Annotated in this window: 20 protein-coding genes; 8 read left to right on the top strand and 12 right to left on the bottom strand. The window is 66.6% G+C overall.

Annotated features, from left to right (window positions below):
- Positions 1-2: 2 nt before the first annotated feature.
- The 7 genes from FBY33_RS12670 to argC are packed head-to-tail and all read right to left on the bottom strand — an operon-like array spanning position 3 to position 7253.
- The gene (locus tag FBY33_RS12670; RefSeq protein ID WP_056338239.1) at positions 3-1208 is read right to left on the bottom strand and encodes an argininosuccinate synthase; all 1206 of its coding nucleotides are present in this window, start codon (positions 1206-1208) and stop codon (positions 3-5) included.
- 45 nt (positions 1209-1253) lie between these two features.
- Complete coding sequence (locus tag FBY33_RS12665) at positions 1254-1784, bottom strand: arginine repressor (protein WP_056338242.1); 531 nt, start codon at positions 1782-1784, stop codon at positions 1254-1256.
- On the bottom strand, positions 1784-2785 hold the full coding sequence (gene argF, locus FBY33_RS12660) for an ornithine carbamoyltransferase (RefSeq protein ID WP_142030872.1): 1002 nt from the start codon (positions 2783-2785) through the stop codon (positions 1784-1786). The genes FBY33_RS12665 and argF overlap by 1 nt, the downstream gene beginning before the upstream one ends.
- Positions 2782-4047 (bottom strand): acetylornithine transaminase, encoded by a 1266-nt coding sequence (locus FBY33_RS12655; protein ID WP_142030871.1) that lies wholly within the window; start codon positions 4045-4047, stop codon positions 2782-2784. Before FBY33_RS12655 ends, argF begins: the two co-directional genes overlap by 4 nt.
- Positions 4044-5003, bottom strand: a complete 960-nt coding sequence (argB, locus tag FBY33_RS12650; RefSeq protein ID WP_142030870.1) for an acetylglutamate kinase — start codon at positions 5001-5003, stop codon at positions 4044-4046. Before argB ends, FBY33_RS12655 begins: the two co-directional genes overlap by 4 nt.
- 55 nt (positions 5004-5058) lie before the next feature.
- Entirely contained in the window at positions 5059-6225 is a 1167-nt protein-coding gene (gene argJ, locus FBY33_RS12645; protein ID WP_142030869.1) for a bifunctional glutamate N-acetyltransferase/amino-acid acetyltransferase ArgJ, read from the bottom strand.
- Positions 6222-7253, bottom strand: coding sequence for an N-acetyl-gamma-glutamyl-phosphate reductase (gene argC, locus FBY33_RS12640; protein WP_142030868.1), 1032 nt, complete (start codon positions 7251-7253; stop codon positions 6222-6224). Before argC ends, argJ begins: the two co-directional genes overlap by 4 nt.
- Positions 7254-7414: 161 nt before the next feature.
- On the opposite strand from argC, the gene FBY33_RS12635 reads away from it, so the two are divergent.
- The 3 genes from FBY33_RS12635 to FBY33_RS12625 all read left to right on the top strand — a co-directional run bounded on the left by FBY33_RS12635 (position 7415) and on the right by FBY33_RS12625 (position 9887).
- Entirely contained in the window at positions 7415-8380 is a 966-nt protein-coding gene (locus FBY33_RS12635) for a quinone oxidoreductase family protein (RefSeq protein WP_142030867.1), read from the top strand.
- Between the two features lie 153 nt (positions 8381-8533).
- Complete coding sequence (locus tag FBY33_RS12630) at positions 8534-9172, top strand: SRPBCC family protein (RefSeq protein ID WP_200831375.1); 639 nt, start codon at positions 8534-8536, stop codon at positions 9170-9172.
- Between the two features lie 76 nt (positions 9173-9248).
- On the top strand, positions 9249-9887 hold the full coding sequence (locus tag FBY33_RS12625; protein ID WP_142030866.1) for a hypothetical protein: 639 nt from the start codon (positions 9249-9251) through the stop codon (positions 9885-9887).
- 109 nt (positions 9888-9996) lie between these two features.
- On the opposite strand, the gene pheT is transcribed toward FBY33_RS12625, so the two are convergent.
- A complete protein-coding gene (pheT, locus tag FBY33_RS12620) occupies positions 9997-12540 on the bottom strand; it encodes a phenylalanine--tRNA ligase subunit beta (RefSeq protein ID WP_142030865.1) in 2544 nt (847 codons plus the stop codon).
- Between the two features lie 2 nt (positions 12541-12542).
- On the bottom strand, positions 12543-13604 hold the full coding sequence (gene pheS / locus FBY33_RS12615) for a phenylalanine--tRNA ligase subunit alpha (RefSeq protein ID WP_142030864.1): 1062 nt from the start codon (positions 13602-13604) through the stop codon (positions 12543-12545).
- 201 nt (positions 13605-13805) lie between these two features.
- Here pheS and FBY33_RS12610 point away from each other — a divergent pair, with 201 nt between their 5' ends.
- The 3 genes from FBY33_RS12610 (at position 13806) to FBY33_RS12600 (ending at position 16104) form a co-directional block, all read left to right on the top strand.
- Complete coding sequence (locus FBY33_RS12610) at positions 13806-14258, top strand: hypothetical protein (protein WP_142030863.1); 453 nt, start codon at positions 13806-13808, stop codon at positions 14256-14258.
- 17 nt (positions 14259-14275) lie between these two features.
- The gene (locus FBY33_RS12605) at positions 14276-14914 is read left to right on the top strand and encodes an SIMPL domain-containing protein (protein WP_142030862.1); all 639 of its coding nucleotides are present in this window, start codon (positions 14276-14278) and stop codon (positions 14912-14914) included.
- Between the two features lie 68 nt (positions 14915-14982).
- Positions 14983-16104: an Rv2578c family radical SAM protein gene (locus FBY33_RS12600; RefSeq protein ID WP_142030861.1), complete on the top strand. Its 1122-nt coding sequence runs from the start codon at positions 14983-14985 to the stop codon at positions 16102-16104.
- Between the two features lie 30 nt (positions 16105-16134).
- Here the strand turns inward: FBY33_RS12600 and FBY33_RS12595 are convergent, their stop codons facing one another.
- Positions 16135-16623 (bottom strand): (deoxy)nucleoside triphosphate pyrophosphohydrolase, encoded by a 489-nt coding sequence (locus FBY33_RS12595; RefSeq protein ID WP_142030860.1) that lies wholly within the window; start codon positions 16621-16623, stop codon positions 16135-16137.
- 172 nt (positions 16624-16795) lie between these two features.
- Between FBY33_RS12595 and FBY33_RS12590 the strand changes: the two genes are divergently transcribed.
- Positions 16796-18004 (top strand): MFS transporter, encoded by a 1209-nt coding sequence (locus FBY33_RS12590; protein WP_142030859.1) that lies wholly within the window; start codon positions 16796-16798, stop codon positions 18002-18004.
- Between the two features lie 154 nt (positions 18005-18158).
- Entirely contained in the window at positions 18159-18434 is a 276-nt protein-coding gene (locus tag FBY33_RS12585; protein ID WP_142030858.1) for a GlsB/YeaQ/YmgE family stress response membrane protein, read from the top strand.
- Between the two features lie 154 nt (positions 18435-18588).
- On the opposite strand, the gene FBY33_RS12580 is transcribed toward FBY33_RS12585, so the two are convergent.
- Positions 18589-19515, bottom strand: coding sequence for a TrmH family RNA methyltransferase (locus tag FBY33_RS12580; protein WP_142030857.1), 927 nt, complete (start codon positions 19513-19515; stop codon positions 18589-18591).
- A 71-nt stretch (positions 19516-19586) separates the two neighbouring features.
- On the bottom strand, positions 19587-19976 hold the full coding sequence (gene rplT / locus FBY33_RS12575; protein ID WP_018771574.1) for a 50S ribosomal protein L20: 390 nt from the start codon (positions 19974-19976) through the stop codon (positions 19587-19589).
- Positions 19977-20072 lie beyond the last annotated feature (96 nt).

The following is a 20072-nucleotide window of genomic DNA, read 5'->3' as shown; positions in this document are numbered from 1 at the left end:
GGCTACTTCCCTGCGACCCGGATGTCGCGGCCCGAGGCAACCTTGGCGGACATGCCCCACAGCTCAATGAAGCCCTTGGCCTGGGACTGGTCGAAGGTGTCGCCGGTGTCGTAGGTTGCCAGCGAGAAGTCGTAAAGCGAGGTGTCGGAGCGGCGGCCGTTTACGATGGCCTGGCCGCCGTGCAGGGTCATGCGGATGTCGCCGGAGACGTACTTCTGGGTGTCCTCGATGAAGGCGTCCAGGGAGCGCTTGAGCGGGGAGAACCACTGGCCGTCGTAGACCAGCTCGGCCCAGCGCTGGCCGACGGTGGCCTTGAAGCGCGCCTGCTCGCGCTCAACCGTGATGTCCTCGAGGTGTTTGTGCGCGGTGATCAGCGCCATGGCACCCGGTGCTTCGTAGATCTCGCGGGACTTGATGCCCACCAGGCGGTCCTCGACGACGTCGATCCGGCCCACGCCCTGTGCGCCGGCGCGGCGGTTGAGTTCCTTGATGGCCTGCAGCGGGGTGACCTTGACGCCGTCGATCGCTACCGGAACGCCGGCTTCGAAAGAAATGGTGACCTCATCCGGCGCCGGCGGGAACTCCGGGGTGGCGGTGTAGTCGTAGATGTCCTTGGTGGGCGCGTTCCAGATGTCCTCGAGGTAGCCGGTTTCCACGGCGCGGCCCCAGACGTTCTGGTCGATGGAGTACGGGTTCTTCTTGGTGGTCTCGATGGGCAGTCCCTTTTCCTCGGCGAAGGCGATGGCCTTGTCGCGGGTCAGGGCGAGGTCGCGGACCGGTGCGATGCACTTCAGGTCCGGGCCCAGGGTCTGGATGCCCACTTCGAAGCGGACCTGGTCGTTGCCCTTGCCCGTGCAGCCGTGGGCCACGGTGGTGGCGCCGAATTCGCGGGCGGCCTTCACCAGGTGCTTGACGATGACCGGCCGGGAGATGGCGGACACCAGCGGGTAGTGGCCCTGGTAGAGTGCGTTGGCCTTCAGGGTGGGCACGCAGTATTCGTTGGCGAACTCGTCGGACGCGTCGGCCACGTAGGCCTCGACGGCGCCGCAGCCCAGGGCGCGCTGGCGGATGGTTTCCAGGGATTCGCCGCCCTGTCCGACGTCGACCGCCACGGCGATGACCTCGGCACCGGTGGCTTCACCGATCCAGCCGATGGCGACGGAGGTGTCCAGGCCGCCGGAGTAGGCCAGCACAATGCGTTCAGTCACTTTAGATGCTCCTTGTTGGGGTTGGTTGTTTCGTTGTCTTCAAGCTTATTGCCCGGCTTCCTCGGCCATTTGCAGGAAGCGGGCTGCGAGGTCCGGGCCGCCCAGCGGGTCGCGGGAGACCAGCAGGACGGTGTCGTCGCCGGCGATGGTGCCCAGGATGGACGGCATCACCGAGTGGTCGATCGCCAGGGCCAGGAAGTTGGCGGCGCCGGGCGGGGTGCGCAGGACGGCGATGTTGGCGGAGGCTTCGGCGGTGACCAGCAGTTCGCTGCACAGCCGGGCCAGCCGCGCGTCCAGGATCTCCTGGGTCACGCCGCTCTTGGCGGCCCGTTCGCCGCCTTCGCCGGGGACGGCGTAGACCAGGACGCCTTCCTTGCCGCGGACGCGGACGGCGCCCAGTTCCACCAGGTCGCGCGATAGCGTGGCCTGGGTGACCTGTACGCCGTCGTCGGCCAGCAGCGCCGCAAGCTCAGCCTGGGAACGCACGGACTGCCCGGTGAGGATGGCGGTGATGCGCGCCTGCCGGGCGGTCTTGGTGGCCGGGCTGGTGCCCGGAGTGGACGGCTGGGCGGACACTAGAACGTGCTCTCTCCGGTGCCTTCGACAGGGGAAAGGCCATCGACGAAGGCCAGGCCTGAGCGGTGCATCAGCCATGCCATCAGCGCCTTCTGGGCGTGCAGCCGGTTTTCCGCCTCGTCCCAGACGATGGATTGCGGGCCGTCGATAACGTCGGCGGAAATCTCGTAGCCACGGTAGGCGGGAAGGCAGTGAAGCACGACGGCGTCATCCGCAGCGAGTGCCATGGCGTCCGAGTCGACGGAGTAGTCCCGGAAGAGCTGCATCCGGGCTTCCTTCTCGGCTTCCTGTCCCATGGATACCCAGGTGTCCGTGGCGACGACGTCGGCACCCTTCAGTGCTTCCTTTGCATCGGTGGTGATCAGGACGGAACCGCCGGTTTCGGCCGCACGTTCCTCTGCCGCCGCCACAATTTCCGCGGCCGGCAAGTAGCCCTCCGGCCCGGCAATGCGGACATGCATGCCTGCGGTGACCCCGGCAAGCAGGTAGGAGTTGGCCATGTTGTTGGCGGCGTCGCCCAGGTAGCTCATGGTGAGCCCCTTGAGGTTGCCCTTGTGTTCCTTGACGGCCAGCAGGTCGGCCAGGAGCTGGCACGGGTGGTAGTCATCGCACAGGGCGTTGATGACCGGAACCCTGGAGTTCTGCGCCATGGCCACCAGGCCGGCATGCGGTCCGGTGCGCCACACGATGGTGGAGACCATCCGTTCGAGCACCTTGGCGGTGTCCTCCACGGATTCCTTGTGCCCGATCTGCGCCTCGCCGGGGTTGATGATCAGGGCGTTGCCGCCCATGTCCGCGATGCCCGTGGCGAACGAGACCCGGGTCCGGGTGGAGGTCTTGTCGAAGATCACGGCCACGGTCTTGCGGCCGCTGCCTTGCGCGGCGAACGGCTGCACGCTGTAAGGGGCAGCCTTCATGCGGGCGGCGAGCTCAAGGACTTCGGCCTGTTCGGCGGGGCTGAGGTCGGTGTCCTTGAGGAAGTGCCGGGTTGCGGTGGTCACTGGGCGTCCTTAGCGGTCTGGAGGATTGCCGGGAATGCGGCGAGGAAGGTGTCGGCCTGTGCCGTGGTGAGGATCAGCGGCGGTGCCAGGCGGATGGTGCGCGGGCCCGGGCTGTTGATGATGAAGCCGGCGTCGAGGCCTGCCTGCACCACGGCGGGGGCTACGTCGGCGTCCAGGTCGAACCCGATCAGCAGCCCTTCGCCCCGCACCTCGGTCACGCCCGGGATCGCGGCCAGCGCGGAGCGCAGGTGCTCCCCCACCGCCGTGGCGTTGGCCAGGACGTTCTGGCTTTCGAGGGCGTGGAGGGTGGCGAGGGCGGCTGCCGTGGCCACGGGGTTTCCGCCGAAAGTGGTGCCGTGCTGGCCGGCGGACAACAACGACGACGTCTGCCCGCCCACGGTGATCAGGGCACCGATGGGGAAACCACCGCCCAGTCCCTTGGCCAGGGTGATCGCGTCGGGGACGATCCCGGCGTCCTCGCTTGCGAGCCACTTTCCGGTGCGTCCGATTCCGGTCTGGACCTCGTCCAGGATCAGCAGCGCGCCGACCTTGCTGGTGGCCTCCCGCGCAGCTTTCAGGTAGCCCGGCGGCAGCGGCCGGACGCCGGCTTCACCCTGGATGGGTTCCAGGAACACGGCCGCCACGGTTTCGTCCACTGCTGCCTTGAGTGCCTCCACATCCCCGAACGGGATGTGGACCACGCCGCCGGGCAGCGGCTCGAAGGGCGCCCGGTAGGCTTCCTTGGCCGTGAGTGCCAGCGCTCCCATGGTCCGGCCATGGAAGGCACCCTCAAGGGCAATGATTTTGGTCCGCTTGACCTCACCGGTTCCGGTGTTGCGGCGGGCCAGCTTGAAGGCGGCCTCGTTGGCTTCCGTGCCGGAGTTGCTGAAGAACACCTTGGAGCCGGCCGGAGCGTGGGCCAGTTCCAGGAGTTTTTCGGCCAGTGCCACCTGGGTAGGGCTGGTAAAGAAGTTGGAGACGTGGCCCAGGGTGGCCAGCTGGCTGGCGATGACTGACGTCACGAACGGGTGCGCGTGGCCCAGGGCGTTGACGGCGATGCCGCCCAGCAGGTCGAGGTATTCCTTGCCGTCGGCGTCCCACACCAGGCAGCCTGCACCGCGGACCAGGACGCGCTGGGGCGTACCGAAGACGTTCATGAGGGAGCTGGAGTAGCGGGAGAGCCACTCGGAGCCCGCGTGGCCCGTAGTCTCCACAAGCTCAGCAACGGGTGTGCGGTGCTCCAGGTTTTCCATCGTGTTCATCCGTTGATCTCCTCGTCCGGGACTACCTGGGTGCCGATGCCCGCCGTCGTAAATGTTTCAAGAAGCATGGAGTGGGCCAGGCGGCCGTCCACGATGTGTGCCCGTTCAACGCCCTCGTCAACGGCCTTGAGGCAGGCAGCCATCTTGGGGATCATTCCTGATTCGAGCCTGGGCAGCATCTGCCGCAGCTCCGACGCGGTGAGGGATGAGATCAGCGAGGACTTGTCCGGCCAGTTGGCGTAGAGGCCCTCGACGTCGGTCAGGATCACCAGCTTGGAGGCGCCCAGCGCCGAGGCGACGGCGGCCGCTGCGGTGTCCGCATTGACGTTCAGGACCTGGCCCGTGGGCTGGAACCGGGCAGTGCCCGCCACGCCCTCTCCGCCGTCGACAATTTCCGGGGCCACCGTGGAGATCACCGGAATGCGCCCTGCGTCGAGGATGTCCACGATGCCGGCGGGGTCCACGCCCACCACCTCGCCCACCAGCCCGAGGTCCACTTCTTCGCCGTCCACCACGGTGCCGGTGCGCACGGCGCGCAGCAGTCCGCCGTCTTCGCCGGACATGCCGACGGCGTAGGGTCCGTGGGAGTTGATCAGGCCCACCAGTTCGCGTCCCACCTGGCCGGTGAGGACCATGCGGACCACGTCCATGGCTTCGGGGGTGGTGACGCGGAGGCCGCCCTTGAACTCGGATTCAATGCCCAGCCGGCCCAGCATGGAGTTGATCTGGGGGCCGCCGCCGTGGACCACCACGGGGTGGATGCCCACATGGTGGAGGAAGACGATGTCTTCGGCGAAGGCGCGGCGCAGTTCGTCGTTGACCATGGCGTTGCCGCCGTATTTGACCACCATGGTGGTGCCGGCGAACCGCTGGATCCAGGGCAGCGCCTCGATCAGGGTTGCCGCCTTGTCCTGGGCAGCGGACATGCTGGTGGTTTCACGCGTCTGGGTGTTCATGTTGTCACTTTCCACAGCGGTTTATGCCTTGGGCGGGCAATGGCTGGCGGAGCCCCTAGCTGGAGTAGGCGCTGTTCTCGTGCACGTAGTCGTGGGTGAGGTCGTTGGTCCAGATGGTGGCTTCGGCGTCGCCTGCCTGCAGGTCGATCTCCACCAGCACCTCGCGTGGTTCCAGGTCCACGAGGCTCCGGTCGTCCCCGATGCTGCCGTTGCGGCAGATCTGGACGCCGTTCATGGCCACGTTGAGCTTGTCCGGTTCGAAGACGGCGTCCGTGGTGCCGACGGCGGACAGCACGCGGCCCCAGTTGGGGTCCTTGCCGAAGATGGCGGCCTTGAACAGGTTGGAGCGGGCCACCGAGCGGCTGACCGTTTCGGCATCGGCTTCGCTGGCGGCGTTGAACGTGCGGATGGCGATGTCATGGCTGGCACCTTCAGCATCGGCAATCAGCTTCCGGGCCAGCTCGGCGCAGACCTGGGTCAGGCCCTCGCCGAACGCTTCAGCGGAGGGAACGGCACCGGCGGCGCCGGAAGCCAGGAGGACCACGGTGTCGTTGGTGGACATGCAGCCGTCGGAGTCGGCGCGGTCGAAGGTGACGCGCGTGGCATCGCGGAGGACGACGTCGAGCAGCTCCGGCTGCACCATGGCATCCGTGGTGAGCACCACCAGCATGGTGGCCAGGCCGGGCGCCAGCATGCCGGCACCCTTGGCGATCCCGCCGATACTGAATTCCTGGCCGTCGGCGTCGGTGCCGATGAAGAGGGCCGACTTTGGCACGCTGTCGGTAGTCATGATGGCGGTGCCGGCAGCCGGTCCGCCGTCAGTGCTGAGCTCGGCAGCAGCGGCCTCAACCCCCGGCAGGATCTTGTCCATGGGCAGCTGCTCGCCGATCAGCCCGGTGGAGCAGACAAAGACGTCGGTGGCCGAGATGCCCAGCACCTTGGCCACTTTCTCGGCGGTGCTGTGGGTGTTCTGGAACCCGGTGGGGCCGGTGCAGGCGTTGGCTCCGCCGGAGTTGAGGATGACGGCGTCAACGCGGCCATCGGAGACCACCTGGCGGGACCAGTGCACGGGGGCTGCCGCCACGCGGTTGCTGGTGAAGACGGCGGCGGCCGCCTTGGAGGGGCCGTCGTTGACGACCAGGGCGAGGTCCGGGTTGCCGGAGGCCTTGAGTCCGGCAGTGACGCCGGCTGCCCGGAATCCCTGGGGTGCGGTGATGGTCACGGGGCTACTCCCTGGAGGTTGAGGCCGGCGGTTTCGGGCAGGCCGAGTGCGATGTTCATGGACTGCACAGCGCCGCCGGCCGTGCCCTTAGTGAGGTTGTCAATCACGCAGGTGACGATGACCCGTCCCGTGTGCGCGTCGAAGGCCAGCTGCATGGCGGCGTGGTTGGAGCCCTGCACGGACTTGGTCCCGGGCCACTGGCCCTCGGACAGCACGTGGACGAACGGCTCGTCGTCGTACGCTTCGGTCCACGCCTGGCGAAGCTGCGCTGCGGTGGTGCCGTCTTTGACCTTGGCGGTGGCGGTGGTCAGGATGCCGCGGCTCATCGGTGCAAGCGTGGGAGTGAAGGAAACGCTGACTTTTTCCCCGGCTGCGTTGGAGAGGCCCTGCTCGATCTCGGGGGTGTGCCGGTGCCCGCCGCCCACGCCGTAGGGACTCATCGAACCCATGACTTCGGCGCCGATCAGGTTGACCTTGGCAGCCTTGCCCGCGCCCGAGGTGCCGGAAGCGGACACAATCACGACGTCGTCCGGCTCCAGCAGGTGCGCGGCGAATCCGGGGGTCAGTGCCAGGAGGGCGGAGGTTGGGTAGCAGCCGGGAACGGCGATGCGCTTGGCGCCCTTGAGGGCTTCACGCTGCCCTGGCAGTTCCGGGAGCCCGTAGGGCCAGGTGCCCGCGTGGGGCGAGCCGTAGAACTTCTCCCATGCGGCGGGGTCCTCGAGGCGGTGGTCCGCGCCGGCGTCGATGACAATCGTCCCTTCGGGAAGCTGGGAAGCGATCTCGGCGGAGGCTCCGTGCGGCAGCGCCAGGAAGACAACATCATGGCCGGAAAGGTTCTCCACGGTGGTGTCTTCAAGGATGCGGCTGGCCAGTCCATGGAGGTGCGGCTGCAGTTCACCGAGGCGGGAACCGGCATTGCTGTGGGCTGTGATGGCACCGATGGTCACACCTGGGTGTCCGGCAAGCAGGCGAAGGACCTCTCCCCCGGCGTAGCCGCTGGCTCCCGAAACCGCAACAGAAATAGTCATGCTTAGACTATACAGCAATAGTTATGCACTGATGCCGATATTTATGCATGGATGTCCTTGGCGCCCCTGCTGCTTCTGTACTTGCCGCCCCGGGCTGCGGTGTCCCTAGGATGGTTTCGGCAGCCGGGGCCGGAAACGCCGGGACCCGCGAAAGGAGAGCCATGACGCACGCAATCGTCGCACGGCAGGCAGGCGGACCGGAAGTCCTTGACTACACCGAGGTTGAAACCCCTGTCCCCGGACCGGGTCAGGTGCTCTTCAAAGTGGAGGCGGCGGGCGTCAATTTCATCGACACATACAAGCGCAGCGGGACCTACAAAGTGCAGTACCCCTTTACCCCCGGTACGGAAGCCGCAGGGACGGTGGAGGCAGTGGGCGAAGGAGTGACGGCTTTCGTCGTGGGCGACCGGATTGCAACGGCCGAGGGCACCAAGTGCTATGCGGACTACGCGCTGGTGGACGAGGAGGCGGCGCTGCCGGTACCGAAAGGCCTGGACGTCTACACGGCCGCAGCCCTCCCCCTGCAGGGGATGACGGCGCATTTCCTGATGAACTCCACTTTCAAGGTGGAGCCAGGCCACAGGGTCCTGCTGCACGCCGGGGCCGGCGGTGTGGGCCTGCTCATGATCCAGCTCCTCAAGGCCCGCGGCGCGGAAGTGATCACCACGGTTTCCACCGATGAGAAGGATCAGCTTGCGCGTGCGGCGGGCGCGGACCACGTGCTGCGCTACGACGGTTTCGCGAAGCGGGTCACGGACATCACGGGCGGCATCGGCGTGGACGTGGTGTACGACGGCGTGGGGAAAGAGACGTTCGATGGTTCACTTGCAGCGCTGCGCGTCCGGGGCATGCTGGTGCTTTTTGGCGCGGCATCAGGGCCGGTCCCGCCCTTTGACCCGCAGCGGCTCAATGCCGGGGGCTCCCTGTTCCTCACCCGGCCCACCATTGCACACCACCTGCGGGATGCTGCGGAACGGCGCTGGCGCTCGGACGAGGTCTTTGGCGCCGCCGCAGACGGCAGCCTGAAGGTCCGGATCGGCGCGCGCTACCCGTTGAGCCAGGCAGCCCAGGCGCACCGCGACCTGGAGGGCCGGAAGACCACGGGCAAGGTCGTCCTGGTGCCCTGACACCTGGTCCTTGGGGAACGTGAAGTAGCCACGGCGGCGGTTCACAGCCTGAGCGCGGCGGTTGTACATGGGGCGCTCACACCCTGGCCCTGGGATGGTGGAACAGGGCTTTCGGCCCAACCCAAAGGCCGCCCAGGGTGGGACACTCGGCCAATGATGCATCAACGGAACCTGCGCCGGCTTCCTGCCGCCGGAGCACTTATCTGTGTTCCGGCCTGCTGGTTTGCGTTCCGGCGCCTCCAACTGCGTTGGGGTGCAACCCGGGAGGAGGCGGGCGGGCAACTGCCCGGTGATGACCTGATCACTGTCGCCGGCCTGCAGGCAACGCGGTCTGTCACCGTCCATGCGCCGCCTGAACGGGTGTGGCCGTGGCTGGTGCAGATGGGCCAGCGCCGAGGGGGACTCTACAGCTACGATTTCCTGGAGAACCTCGCCGGCCTGGATATCCACAGCGCGGACCGCATCCATCCTGAGTGGCAGGACATCAAAGTGGGCGACCCTGTCCATCTGGCACCCACGGACTCCTCGGACCTGGAGGTGGCGCTCCTTGAACCGGAAAGAGCGCTCGTCCTGCGCATCCCCCGGAGTCCAGCACCCGGCCCCTTCGACTTCACCTGGGCCTTCATCCTCCAACCCAAGCCAAACGACACCACCCGACTCGTTGTCCGTGAGCGGTACGCCTACCGGCAATGGTGGGCACGGTTCCTGGTAGAGACCGTGGAAGTTGCCAGCTTCGTCATGTCCCTGCGCATGCTCCACGGGATCAGGAGCCGGGCCGAGGGACTCACTTAAAGGAACAGGCTGCACCCCGGGGCAAGTACATTGACGTCGCCAGGGATACCAGTCACAGGATGGAGAGTCCTCAATCATGGACAGTCCCAGGCAGCCGGCTCAATTGCCCCCGAAAATCCTGCGCATTCCCGGGGCAATCCTCGCCGCGGTAGCTGTCTATCACCAGTTCATCCGCCCGCTCCACCTTCACTGGGGAGCGAACGAGGACGAAGAAGAACGCCCAATGCCAGGCGATGAGTTCGTGAACGATCCGTATGTGACGACAACCAGGGCCGTGTCCATCAAGGCCCGTCCCGGCAGCATATGGCCATGGCTTGTGCAAATGGGCGACAGGCGCGGTGGCCTGTACAGCTACGACGTCCTGGACCGGGCCTTCGGTATCCTGAGTGGCCCAAGCGCCGGCAGGATACTTCCCGAGTTCCAAGGGCTTGCGGCAGGTGACGTGATTCCCCTGGGCAAGGGCCCGGACTGGCCGGTCAGGATCCTTGACGCCGAACGGGCCATGGTACTGGAACCGGTCTCCGGCCGCGTCAGTTGGTGTTTCGCGCTGTACCCGGAGGGGGACAATACACGGTTGGTGAGCCGGGTACGCATCCGGATCTACACAAAGGTCGTCCTCTGGATTCTGGCGCCGCTGGTCGATGCATGCTGGTTCGTTATGGAGCGAAGGATGCTCAAGGGAATCCGTCAACGTGCCGAAAAACTTAGGAAGTAAGAAATTTCTGCGCCATCAGCATGTTCGAACAGTTGGCGCCGTAACGAAGAAGTCCCCGCACCCAATTCAAAGGGATGCGGGGACTGCTTTCGTCCGGAGATTGCCCTGCTTAGCGCTGGACGGCTCCGAAGCGTTCTGCGGCCAACGCCACTGCCTGCTCACGCGCAGCCGAGGCTTCGTCTGCGGTGAGGGTGCGGTCGGCTGCCCGGAACCGAAGGCCGAAGGCCAGCGACTTCTTGCCTTCCTCGATCCCCTTGCCTGCGTAGACGTCGAACAGCGCCACGTCCTCCAGCAGCTCGCCGGCACCTTCACGCAGCGCATCAAGGACCTCGTCCGCCGGCACCCCGGCCGGGACAACGAGTGCAACGTCCTGAGTGGCTACCGGGTACGTGGAGATGTGGCGGGCCACGATCACGTCCGGTGCCGCCTCAAACAGGGTGTCGGCGTCGAGTTCGAGTGCCACCGAACGGGCAGGCATGTCCGAAGCTGCCAGCAGCTTGGGGTGCAGTTCGCCCGCGTAGCCAACGGTCTCCCCTGTCCGCAGCGCCAGGCGGGCGGTGCGGCCGGGATGGAACGCCTGGTGGCTGCCCTGGCTGACCACCAGGTCGACGCCGAGGACGTCGCCGGCGAGGCGGGCAACATCCAGCGCATCGGCCCAGTCCCACTGCCGGGGGGTGTGCCCCGCGGCGGCCGGGGAATCGTGGCCGGTGAGGACGGCAGCCACGTGGAACGGCTGGTCCGGGACGCCGTCGTAGAGTGCATCGAGGACCTCGGCGTCAGGCTTGGCGCCCAGCGGCGGGATCGAAGCTGTGCCCACGGTCCCGGCCGGCAGGAATACCAGGCCGGACTCGAACAGGGCAAGATCGCGGAAGCCCCGCGAGTGGTTCCGCTTGGCCACCTCGATCAGCCCGGGCAGGATGGAGGTGCGCAGGAAACCCTGCTCCTCGCTGATGGGGTTGGCCAGCTTGACCGCGCTCAGTTCCGAACCCTGTTCGGCCGCACCAAAGGTGTCGTTGGCTGCCTTGGACACGAACGGGTAGGACAGCACCTCAGTCAGGCCGGCATCAGCCAGGGACTGGATCAGGCGCCGGCGCTGCTGCTGGACCCGGGTAAGTCCGCGGCCCGGAGGGGCCACCGGCAGGGTGGCGGGGATCTTGTCGTAGCCCACCAGCCGGGCGATTTCCTCGGTCAGGTCTTCCTTGGTTTCCAGGTCGCTGCGCCACGTGGGCGGCGTAACGCTCCAGCCGCCGTCGTTCTTCTCCACGACGGCGCCCAGGTCCTCAAGGGAGGTGACAATCTGCTCCTCGGTGAAGTTGATGCCGATGCGGGCCGCGGCGAAGCCGGCGGGCAGTCCAATGGTGATGGTCTCCGGTGCCGCGCCCACGTCGGTGCCCGTTTCGTCGGCGGTGCCGCCGGCGAGTTCCACCAGGAGGTCCACCACGCGCTGGGCGGCGATGCCCGCCACCTGCCAGTCAACCCCGCGCTCGAAACGCTTGGACGCCTCGGACGGCAGCTTGTGCCGGCGCCGGGACCGCCCAATGGACACCTCGTCAAAGTGTGCCGATTCCACCAGGACGTTCGACGTCGAATCACTCACCTCGGTGGCCGCGCCGCCCATGACTCCCGCAATGCCGATCGCACCGGAGTCATCGGTGATGAGCAGGTCCTCGGCGTCAAGGGTGCGTTCCTTGCCATCCAGGGTGGTGATCTTCTCGCCTGCCGAGGCGCGCCGCACCACGATCTCACCGGACAGCTTGTCCTGGTCGTAGCAGTGCGTCGGTTGGCCCAGCTCCAGCATGACGTAGTTGGAGATGTCCACGGGCAGTGAGATGGAGCGGATGCCTGCCAGCCGGAGCCGGGACACCATCCACGGCGGGGTGGGCCGGGTGGCGTCCACGCCGCGAACGGTGCGTGCCACGAAACGGTCGCAGCCGGGCTTGCCGTAGATGGGGGCGTCGTCGTTGAGCTTCACGCCGTAGCCGCCGGAGAGCTCCGCGGGTGCATTGACCTTCCCGGCCGGATCCGTGAAGGCGGTGCCGGTGGCGTGCGCGTATTCCCGCGCCATGCCGCGGATGGAGAAGGCGTAGCCGCGGTCCGGGGTGACATTGATTTCCGCGGCCTGGTCGTACAGCCCCAAAAGCTCCATGGCGTCGGTGCCCACTTCCGGGTCAAGCCCGATGCGGGACAGCACTAGGATGCCGTCGTGGTCCTCGCCGATGCCCAGTTCGCGGACCGAGGCGATCATGCCGGCTGACAGGTGGCCGTAGGTCTTGCGGGCCGAGATGTGGAAGTCGCCGGGCAGCACGGCGCCCGGAAGCGTGACCACCACCTTGTCGCCCTCCACGAAGTTGTGGGCGCCGCAGATGATGCCCTGGACACCGGAGGGGTCAATCCCGTCTCCGGTGAGGGTCTGCTCCTGCCCTTCGGGGACAACGCGGACCTGGCACCAGTTGATGGTCTTGCCGTTGGTCTGCGGCTCCTTGACCAGGCTCAGCACCTGCCCCACCACGACGGGGCCCTTCAGCGTGTCCGTGGGGCGGTGGACCGCTTCTTCCTCGAAACCGACCTTGACCAGCTCGGCCATGACATCTTCGGCCGATGCTTCGGCCGGTACGGCCGCGAATTCACGCAGCCAGGAAAGTGGGATACGCACTGTTAGATCTCCATCCCGAAGTGCTCGCTGAACCGTACATCGCCTTCGATCATGTCGCGCATGTCCCCCACCTCGTTGCGGAACATGAGGGTGCGCTCGATGCCCATGCCGAAGGCAAAACCTGAATAGACGTCCGGGTCGATGCCCGCGGCGCGCAGGACATTGGGGTTGACCATGCCGCAGCCGCCCCACTCGATCCAGGCCGGGCCGCCCTTGGCGCCGGGGTGGAAGATGTCCAGCTCGGCGGAGGGCTCGGTGAACGGGAAGTAGTTGGGGCGCAGCCGGATCTGGGCTTCGTCGCCGAACATCTGCCGGGCGAAGTGCTCAAGGGTGCCGCGCAGGTCCGCCATGGACAGATTCCTGTCGATGGCCAGGCCTTCGAACTGGTGGAACACCGGGGTGTGGGTGGCATCCAGTTCATCGGTGCGGAACACCTTGCCGGGGCACAGCACGTAGATGGGCACCTCCCGCTCCAGCATGGACCGGACCTGCACCGGCGAGGTGTGGGTGCGCATCAGCAAGTGGGCCTCGGGAGGTTCCACGAAAAAGGTGTCCTGCATTTCGCGGGCCGGGTGGTCCGGCTTGAAGTTCAGGGCGTCGAAGTTGAACCACTCCGATTCCACCTCGGGGCCTTCGGCGATTTCCCAGCCCATGCCCACGAAGATGTCCGCGACGCGGTCCTGCAGCGTGGAGAGCGGGTGACGGGCACCGGCGCGGCGGCGGCGCGGCGCGGCGGTGACGTCCACGGTTTCCTCGACCAGGATCCTGGCGTCGTTTTCAGCCTCCAGAACCGTGGCACGATCGGCGAGCGCCTTGTTGACCCGGCCGCGGGAGGAGCCCATCAGCTTTCCGGCGAGCGCTTTCTGGTCCTTGGGCAAGCGGCCGATCTCACGGTTGGCAAGGCTCAGCGGGGACTTCTCACCACTGTGGGCGAGGCGCACTGCCTTCAGCTCGTCAAGGGTGGCCGCACCGGCGATGGCGGTGATGGCCTGGTCTACAGCGGCATTGATGGCGGCCTCATCCGTGGGGTTCGGGATGGCACCGCCCGGCAAAGTTTCAGTCATCTACTGTTCTTAGCTAGGAGTCGTGGCTGCCGGCGGCCGGGGCAGCCGTTGGCGGTTTCCCGCCCGGCGCGTCCGTCGCCGGCAGGTCATGGATGAATGCGCTGAACGTCAGGTGCATTCAATGACCAGGTCAGGGCTCGCCGGCAGGACCGGCGGCCACTGCCCTCCAGTCTAGTTGAACCCTCCGGTTACCATGGCCTCATGACTTTGCGGCAGCGCGCGGGTGCCTTTCACCGCCCGACGACGGCCCAGCGACTAAGGCGGGCAGCGAACCTCCTGAACGGGAGCACCCTGGCCGGGCTCGCCGTCGCCCTCGCCGCCCGGACCCGGATCAGCCGGGGGCCGCGCGGACTGATCATCGCCGCGGGCTACCGCTGGCGGCTGCCGTTCGCTCACGCCTACACCCTTGGCAACGTGGTGCTGTGCCGCAGCACGGCCGGGGAACTGCTGTCCCGGCCGGGGCTCCTGGGGCACGAGGAAAGGCACTGCAGCCAGTACGCATGGTGCCTGGGATTGCCCTTCATCCCGCTGTACCTCGCAGCCGCGGGCTGGTCGGTGCTGCGTACCGGAAATCCGGGAACGGGCAACATCTTTGAACGCAGGGCAGGGCTGGCGGCCGGCGGCTACCCGCTTATGGCGGGAAGGCGAAAGTGAAGGGACAGGAACCCGGCATGCACGAGGATGCGCGGACAGTCACCGTCACGGGTACGGGATGGGCGGAAGCGGCCCCTGACCTGATGCTGGTTTCGGTGGGAGTGGAGTGCCGCGCCGAATCGGTGGAGGGCGCGTACGCGGCGGCCGCGGAGGGACTGGCTGCGGTAGGCTCCGCTCTCCGCAGCCACGGCGTTGCCCCGGCCGATATCCGCTCAGCAGGTTTATCCGTCCGCGCCGACCTCGCCTGGCGGGACGGCGAAGGCCAGAAACTCGTGGGGTACGTAGCGGCCAGCAGCCTCACGGTCAGGCTGCGGGATATTGGCAGCGCGTCCGCCATCATTTCCGCGGCAGTGGGTGCGGCCGGGGACAACGTGCGGCTGAACAACCTGCAGTTGGTCCTCTCTGACGACGCCGCGGTCCGCGCAGAGGCCAGGGACACTGCCTGGCATGACGCGTTGCGCACCGCCGTCCAGTATGCCGCCCTGGCCTCCGCAACCCTGGGCCGGGTGCTGTCCGTGACCGACCAGCCGCCTGCGGGAGGGCCGGTTCCACTTGACGGGATGCAGCGGACGAGTGCGTCGGAGGGCCTGGCAGTCGAGCCGGGCACCAACCGTGTCGAGGCCACCGTCACTGCCACGTGGGCACTGGAACAATAGCCTTTCCGCCGGCACGGCCTGCTGCGCGGCGCCTTGACTTCCATTCGAACATGTTTTCGAATGGAGTCATGAGATGGGAAGCGCAGGCACTGATGCCCAGTCCACCGGACACCGCGGCCGGGGCAGCACCGGCGCTCCTTCCACTCGCGGGACTGGTCCGCTCCGTCACCACCCCTGAGTTCGTCGGCATCACGTTCCATGAGGTCACCGCAAAGTCCGCGCTCAACAGGGTCCCGGCGGGATCAAAGATGCCGTTCGAATGGACCGTGAATCCCTACCGCGGCTGCAGCCACGCCTGCGTCTACTGCTTTGCCCGGAAGACGCACACCTACCTGGATTTCGACGCCGGCATGGACTTTGACAGCCAGGTGGTGGTCAAGGTGAACGTCGCGGAAGTCCTCCGCAAGGAACTGAACAAGTCCTCCTGGACACGCCAGCAAGTGGCGCTGGGCACCAATACCGATCCCTACCAGCGGGCCGAGGGCCGGTATCGGCTCATGCCTGGCATTATTGCCGCATTGGCGGAGTCCGGCACTCCCCTGTCCATCCTCACCAAGGGGACCCTGCTGGCTCGGGACATTCCGCTGCTCAAAAGGGCTGCCACGCAGGTGCCCGTGGGGCTGGGCATCTCCCTGGCCATGACGGACGAAGCCTTGTCGGAGGCCATCGAGCCCGGCACGCCCGGACCCAGGGCCCGGCTCAAACTCGTCTCCCGCTTGCGTGAGGCTGGACTCCCCTGCGGTGTCATGGCCATGCCCATCCTGCCGTGGTTGTCCGACAGTGACGAAGCCCTGGATGCGCTGTTCGGTTCCCTGGCGGCAGCCGGGGCAACCGGAGTCAGTGCGGGCGCACTGTACCTGAAGCCGGGCACCAGGGAATGGTTCATGAAATGGCTCGCCACCCACCACCCCGAACTCGCCGGCCGGTACCGGCGGCTGTACGGGACAGGTTCCTACGCCTCCAAGGAGTACCGCACCTGGTTGGCCGGGAAGGTCAGGTATTTCAAGGCCCGGCACGGCTTCTCACATTCGGCAGGTTTCAGCCACCGGAACTTGGACGACCCCAGAGTGGAGGAAGCGGAATATCCGGCCGGGATCATTCCCACAGCGGTTCCGGGCGTCCCGGCTGATCATCCTTCGGCGCCAGTTTCGGCGGCATCCGGGAATGCTGTGCAGGAATCCCTGTTCTAACTGCCCCGTCATCCAGGCCGCCCTGATGTGTCAGGCCTTGGTCCTGCCCGGGGCCTCCGCAAGCAGCGCACCGGAATCCATGGGATCAGAACCTTGGGCAACAGAATCCAGGAGCGCGCGGACAATCGGATAATCGGCCGGGATCCACGGCAGGGCCAGGACCGCCTCGCGGTCCCCCAGGTCAACCCAGCGCAGCTCATCATGGTCCTCCAGGGGCATCGGTTCGCCGCGGGTCACCTCCGCGAACCAGACCCTCATGCTGGCCCTTTCATTCAGGGGCCAGCCGCCCGGTGTTTCCGCTGGCAGCTCTGAACCAAGGTGCACGCCGATCCCGAGTTCCTCAGCCAGTTCCCGTACCAGCGCCGCCTCGGGTTCCTCACCGGGTTCCACCTTGCCGCCCGGGAATTCCCATAGCCCCGCCAGGTGCTCCGGCGCGCTTCGCCGCGCCACCAGCAGCGCCGCCGGATTGGCCAGTCGGTCCACTACAGCTCCGCCCACAACCTGAATCAGTCCAGTCACCGGCTCATTCTATGGGCCACAATGGAGTGTCCGGGAACAGCAGTCCTGCCGGGGAATCTCCTCCCGCGGGAATAGGTCCAGCCCAGCAAGGGTTCCCACACTGTCCGGACCGTCCTGCCCCACCGCCGTGGCATCCGCCCCTTATACGATCCACGTTTCGAGAAGCAGGCATATGAGCAGCGTTCTTTCCCCGTCCACGGCTACCCGCACCAAAACGCCCAACATCGGCATGGCCATCTTCGCCCTGGCCATGGGCGGGGTGGGGATCGGGGTCACCGAATTCACCATGATGGGCCTGCTGAAGGAAGTGGAAGTGGGCCTGGGGATCAGCACCCCTGAAGCCGGGCACCTGATCTCCGCGTATGCGCTGGGCGTGGTGGTGGGCGCTCCCCTCCTGGCCGCCGTCGGAGCCAAACTCCCCCGCAAGAGACTCGCGCTGGGGCTGCTTCTGTTCTTTACCGTGGCCAACCTGACGTCATTCATTGCGCCCGACTACGGTTCAATGCTGGTGTCCCGCTTTGCCGCCGGCCTGCCGCACGGCGCGTTTTTCGGGGTGGCAGCCGTCATCGCCGCATCCCTTGTTCCGCCGACAAAACGGGGCTGGGCCATCTCGATGGTCATGGCCGGACTCAGCGTCTCAAACGTCGTGGGAGTACCGGCCGCCACGTGGCTGGGCCAGACTTTCGGCTGGCGCCTGCTGTTTGTCCTGGTTGGTGCCATCGGACTGCTGGCACTGGCCATGGTGTGGAAATTCGTCCCCTTCCAGCACGCGCACCCGGACGCGAGCATCCGGCGCGAACTCGGGGCCCTCAAACGGCTCCAGGTATGGTTGGCCCTCCTGGTGGGCATTGTGGGCTTCGGCGGCTTTTTCGCCACCTACACCTATATCGCCCACACCATGACGGCGGTAGCCGGCATCCCGTCCGCCCTGATCCCACTGGTGGTTGCGCTCTACGGGCTTGGCATGGTGGCAGGGAACATCGTCGGCGGCAGGCTCGCTGACAAATCGGTCATGGGCACCCTGTACCGGGTCCTCCCGGCCATCGCCGTGGCCCTGGTGGTCTACGCGGTTGCAGCGCACTGGCCCTGGAGCGCCATGGTCATGGTGTTTGTGGTGGGAGCTTCCGGCTCCATGCTCATCCCTGCCCTCCAGACCCGCCTGCTGGATGCCTCACCGGATGCCCCGTCGCTGGCCTCCTCCCTCAACCACGCCGCGCTGAACGTGGCCAACGCCCTGGGCGCCTTCCTCGGCGGCGTTGTCATCGCCCTCGGCTGGGGCTTCGTTGCCCCGGCCCTGGTCGGGGCCGTGCTCGCCATCCTTGGTTTCGGCGTCGCCCTTCTCAGCGGCCTGCTCGAGCGCAAAAGTCCGTTGGCCGCCTGAACCCTTCGCGGCGCGTCCCAAGGCGGGAAACCCGGCGGCCGCCAGGTCCTAACGATGCCGCAACGCCGCCACTGGAGCTACTGACTTTGCAGGGGGCTTATGTTAGCTTGAGCCTCATCGGGACTATTAATCCCGGTCACAATAAGGAGGAGACATGGGTTTTCTTGCTTGGATTATTTTGGGCCTCATAGTCGGGGCCATCGTTAAGGCCGTTATGCCCGGACGGGTCGGCGGCGGCTGGGTCACCAGCCTCATCCTGGGTGTCGTTGGCGCCATTGTTGGCGGCTGGATTGGCAGCCTGCTGTTCAACAAGGGCGATCTTGCTTTCTTCGACCTCGGCACTTGGATTCTCGCTATCGTCGGTGGCCTGGTTGTCGCCGGCATCTATGGAGCAGTTACCGGACGCGGCCGGACCAGCCGCGCACCATAACCGCTCTGTTACAACTATCCGATGGGGCCCCGGACTTCCGGGGCCTTTTCTTTGTGCCCCGTCTTTGCGCCTGGTCTGTGCCCCCTGATGCCCTTGTCCGGAAGCCTCCGTGAGGGGCGGGCCTGACCAAGGCGCCGGCCGCCGTCGTGCGTCCTTAGGTTGCTGCTTCCGGTTCCATCGGAGCCTGGACCCGGCGCTGGGAGCGGGCGCTGGCGTAGAGGCACACCGTGGCCGCGGTCCCCAGGTTGAGGCTTTCGGCGGCACCGTAGACGGGAACAGCCACGCGGTGGTCTGCCAATTCCAGCTCCTCAGCGGACAGTCCCTGCGCCTCGTTGCCGAAAAGCCAGGCGGTAGGCGCGGCGAGGTCGTAGACGGACTCAGGTCCGGTACCGGTGAGCCTGCGCCGGGCGTTCTCGTCCTGCAGGACATCGAGGTCCAGCTGTCCGTAGCCGTCAGCGGCGAGGATGCCGATGCCGCGCGCCTTGCAGGCCTGGGCTAGTTCAGCGGGATCGGCAGCAAGTACGACGGGAAGGTGGAACAGCGACCCTGCGGTGGAGCGGACAGCCTTGGGGTTGTAGATGTCCACGCTGGAGGTGGTGAAAACCACGGCGTCGGCACCGGCAGAATCTGCGGCGCGCAGGACGGTTCCCGCGTTCCCCGGGTCCCGCACCTGGCACAGCACGGCAATCAGGCGGGGCCCGGCGTCGAGCACCTCTTCAAGGGGCACGTCCACAAACCTGCAGACGGCGACGATCCCCTGGGGGTTAACGGTGTCTGCCATGGCTGCCAGGACCTCTTCGGTGGCCAGCCGGGCGTTGGTGCCGTCGGCAAGCTCCTCGAATTCCGGAAACCGGTCAAGGCAGCTTTCGCTGGCGAAGACCTCGGTGACTATTCCGGGTGCTCCCGCCGCAATCCGCTGCTGGTGGAGTTTGAGTGCCTCGCGGACGGCCTGCGGCCCCTCAGCCAGGAACTGGCCACGCTTTAAACGGGCCGGGCGCCCTGCAAGCTTTGCCACGTCCTTCACCCGATCGGCTCGGGGGTTGGACAGTGGAAAATCTTGCGGGCGCCCGGTTTCGTTCATATAAGAACTGTAGTAGCTGCTGCCACCTGTTCCTGAACGGGCCCCTCAGGCGAGGGGCGGAAGCGGCTTGCCTAGGCTGCTGCTGCCTTCTTGGCGGAGGTGTCTGCCGGCAGGGAGTCCTTGGCCACCTGGACCAGCGCGGCGAAGGCGTTGGCGTCAGAGACGGCAAGCTCGGCCAGCATACGGCGGTCAACCTCGACCTCGGCGGCCTTCAGGCCCTGGATGAGGCGGTTGTAGGTGAGGCCGTTGGCGCGGGAAGCAGCGTTGATGCGCTGGATCCACAGGCGGCGGAAGTCACCCTTCTTCTTCTTGCGGTCGCCGTAGCTGTACACAAACGAGTGCAGCAGCTGCTCTTTGGCCTTGCGGTACAGGCGCGAACGCTGTCCGCGGTAACCCTTTGCGCGCTCAAGAACAACCCGGCGCTTCTTGTGGGCGTTGACCGCCCTCTTCACACGTGCCACGTGCGTACTCCTTCGAAAATCTGATCCCAAGCATCTACTGCCGGAGTTCCGGCGGCCTGAGAATGCTGTTTGGCAGGTGACGGGCCGCCAGGTGGC

The organism is Arthrobacter sp. SLBN-112 (assembly GCF_006715225.1).
Taxonomy (GTDB): Bacteria; Actinomycetota; Actinomycetes; order Actinomycetales; family Micrococcaceae; genus Arthrobacter.
Note: the sequence above shows the minus strand (reverse complement) of the source record. Positions and strands in the feature narration are given on the sequence as shown.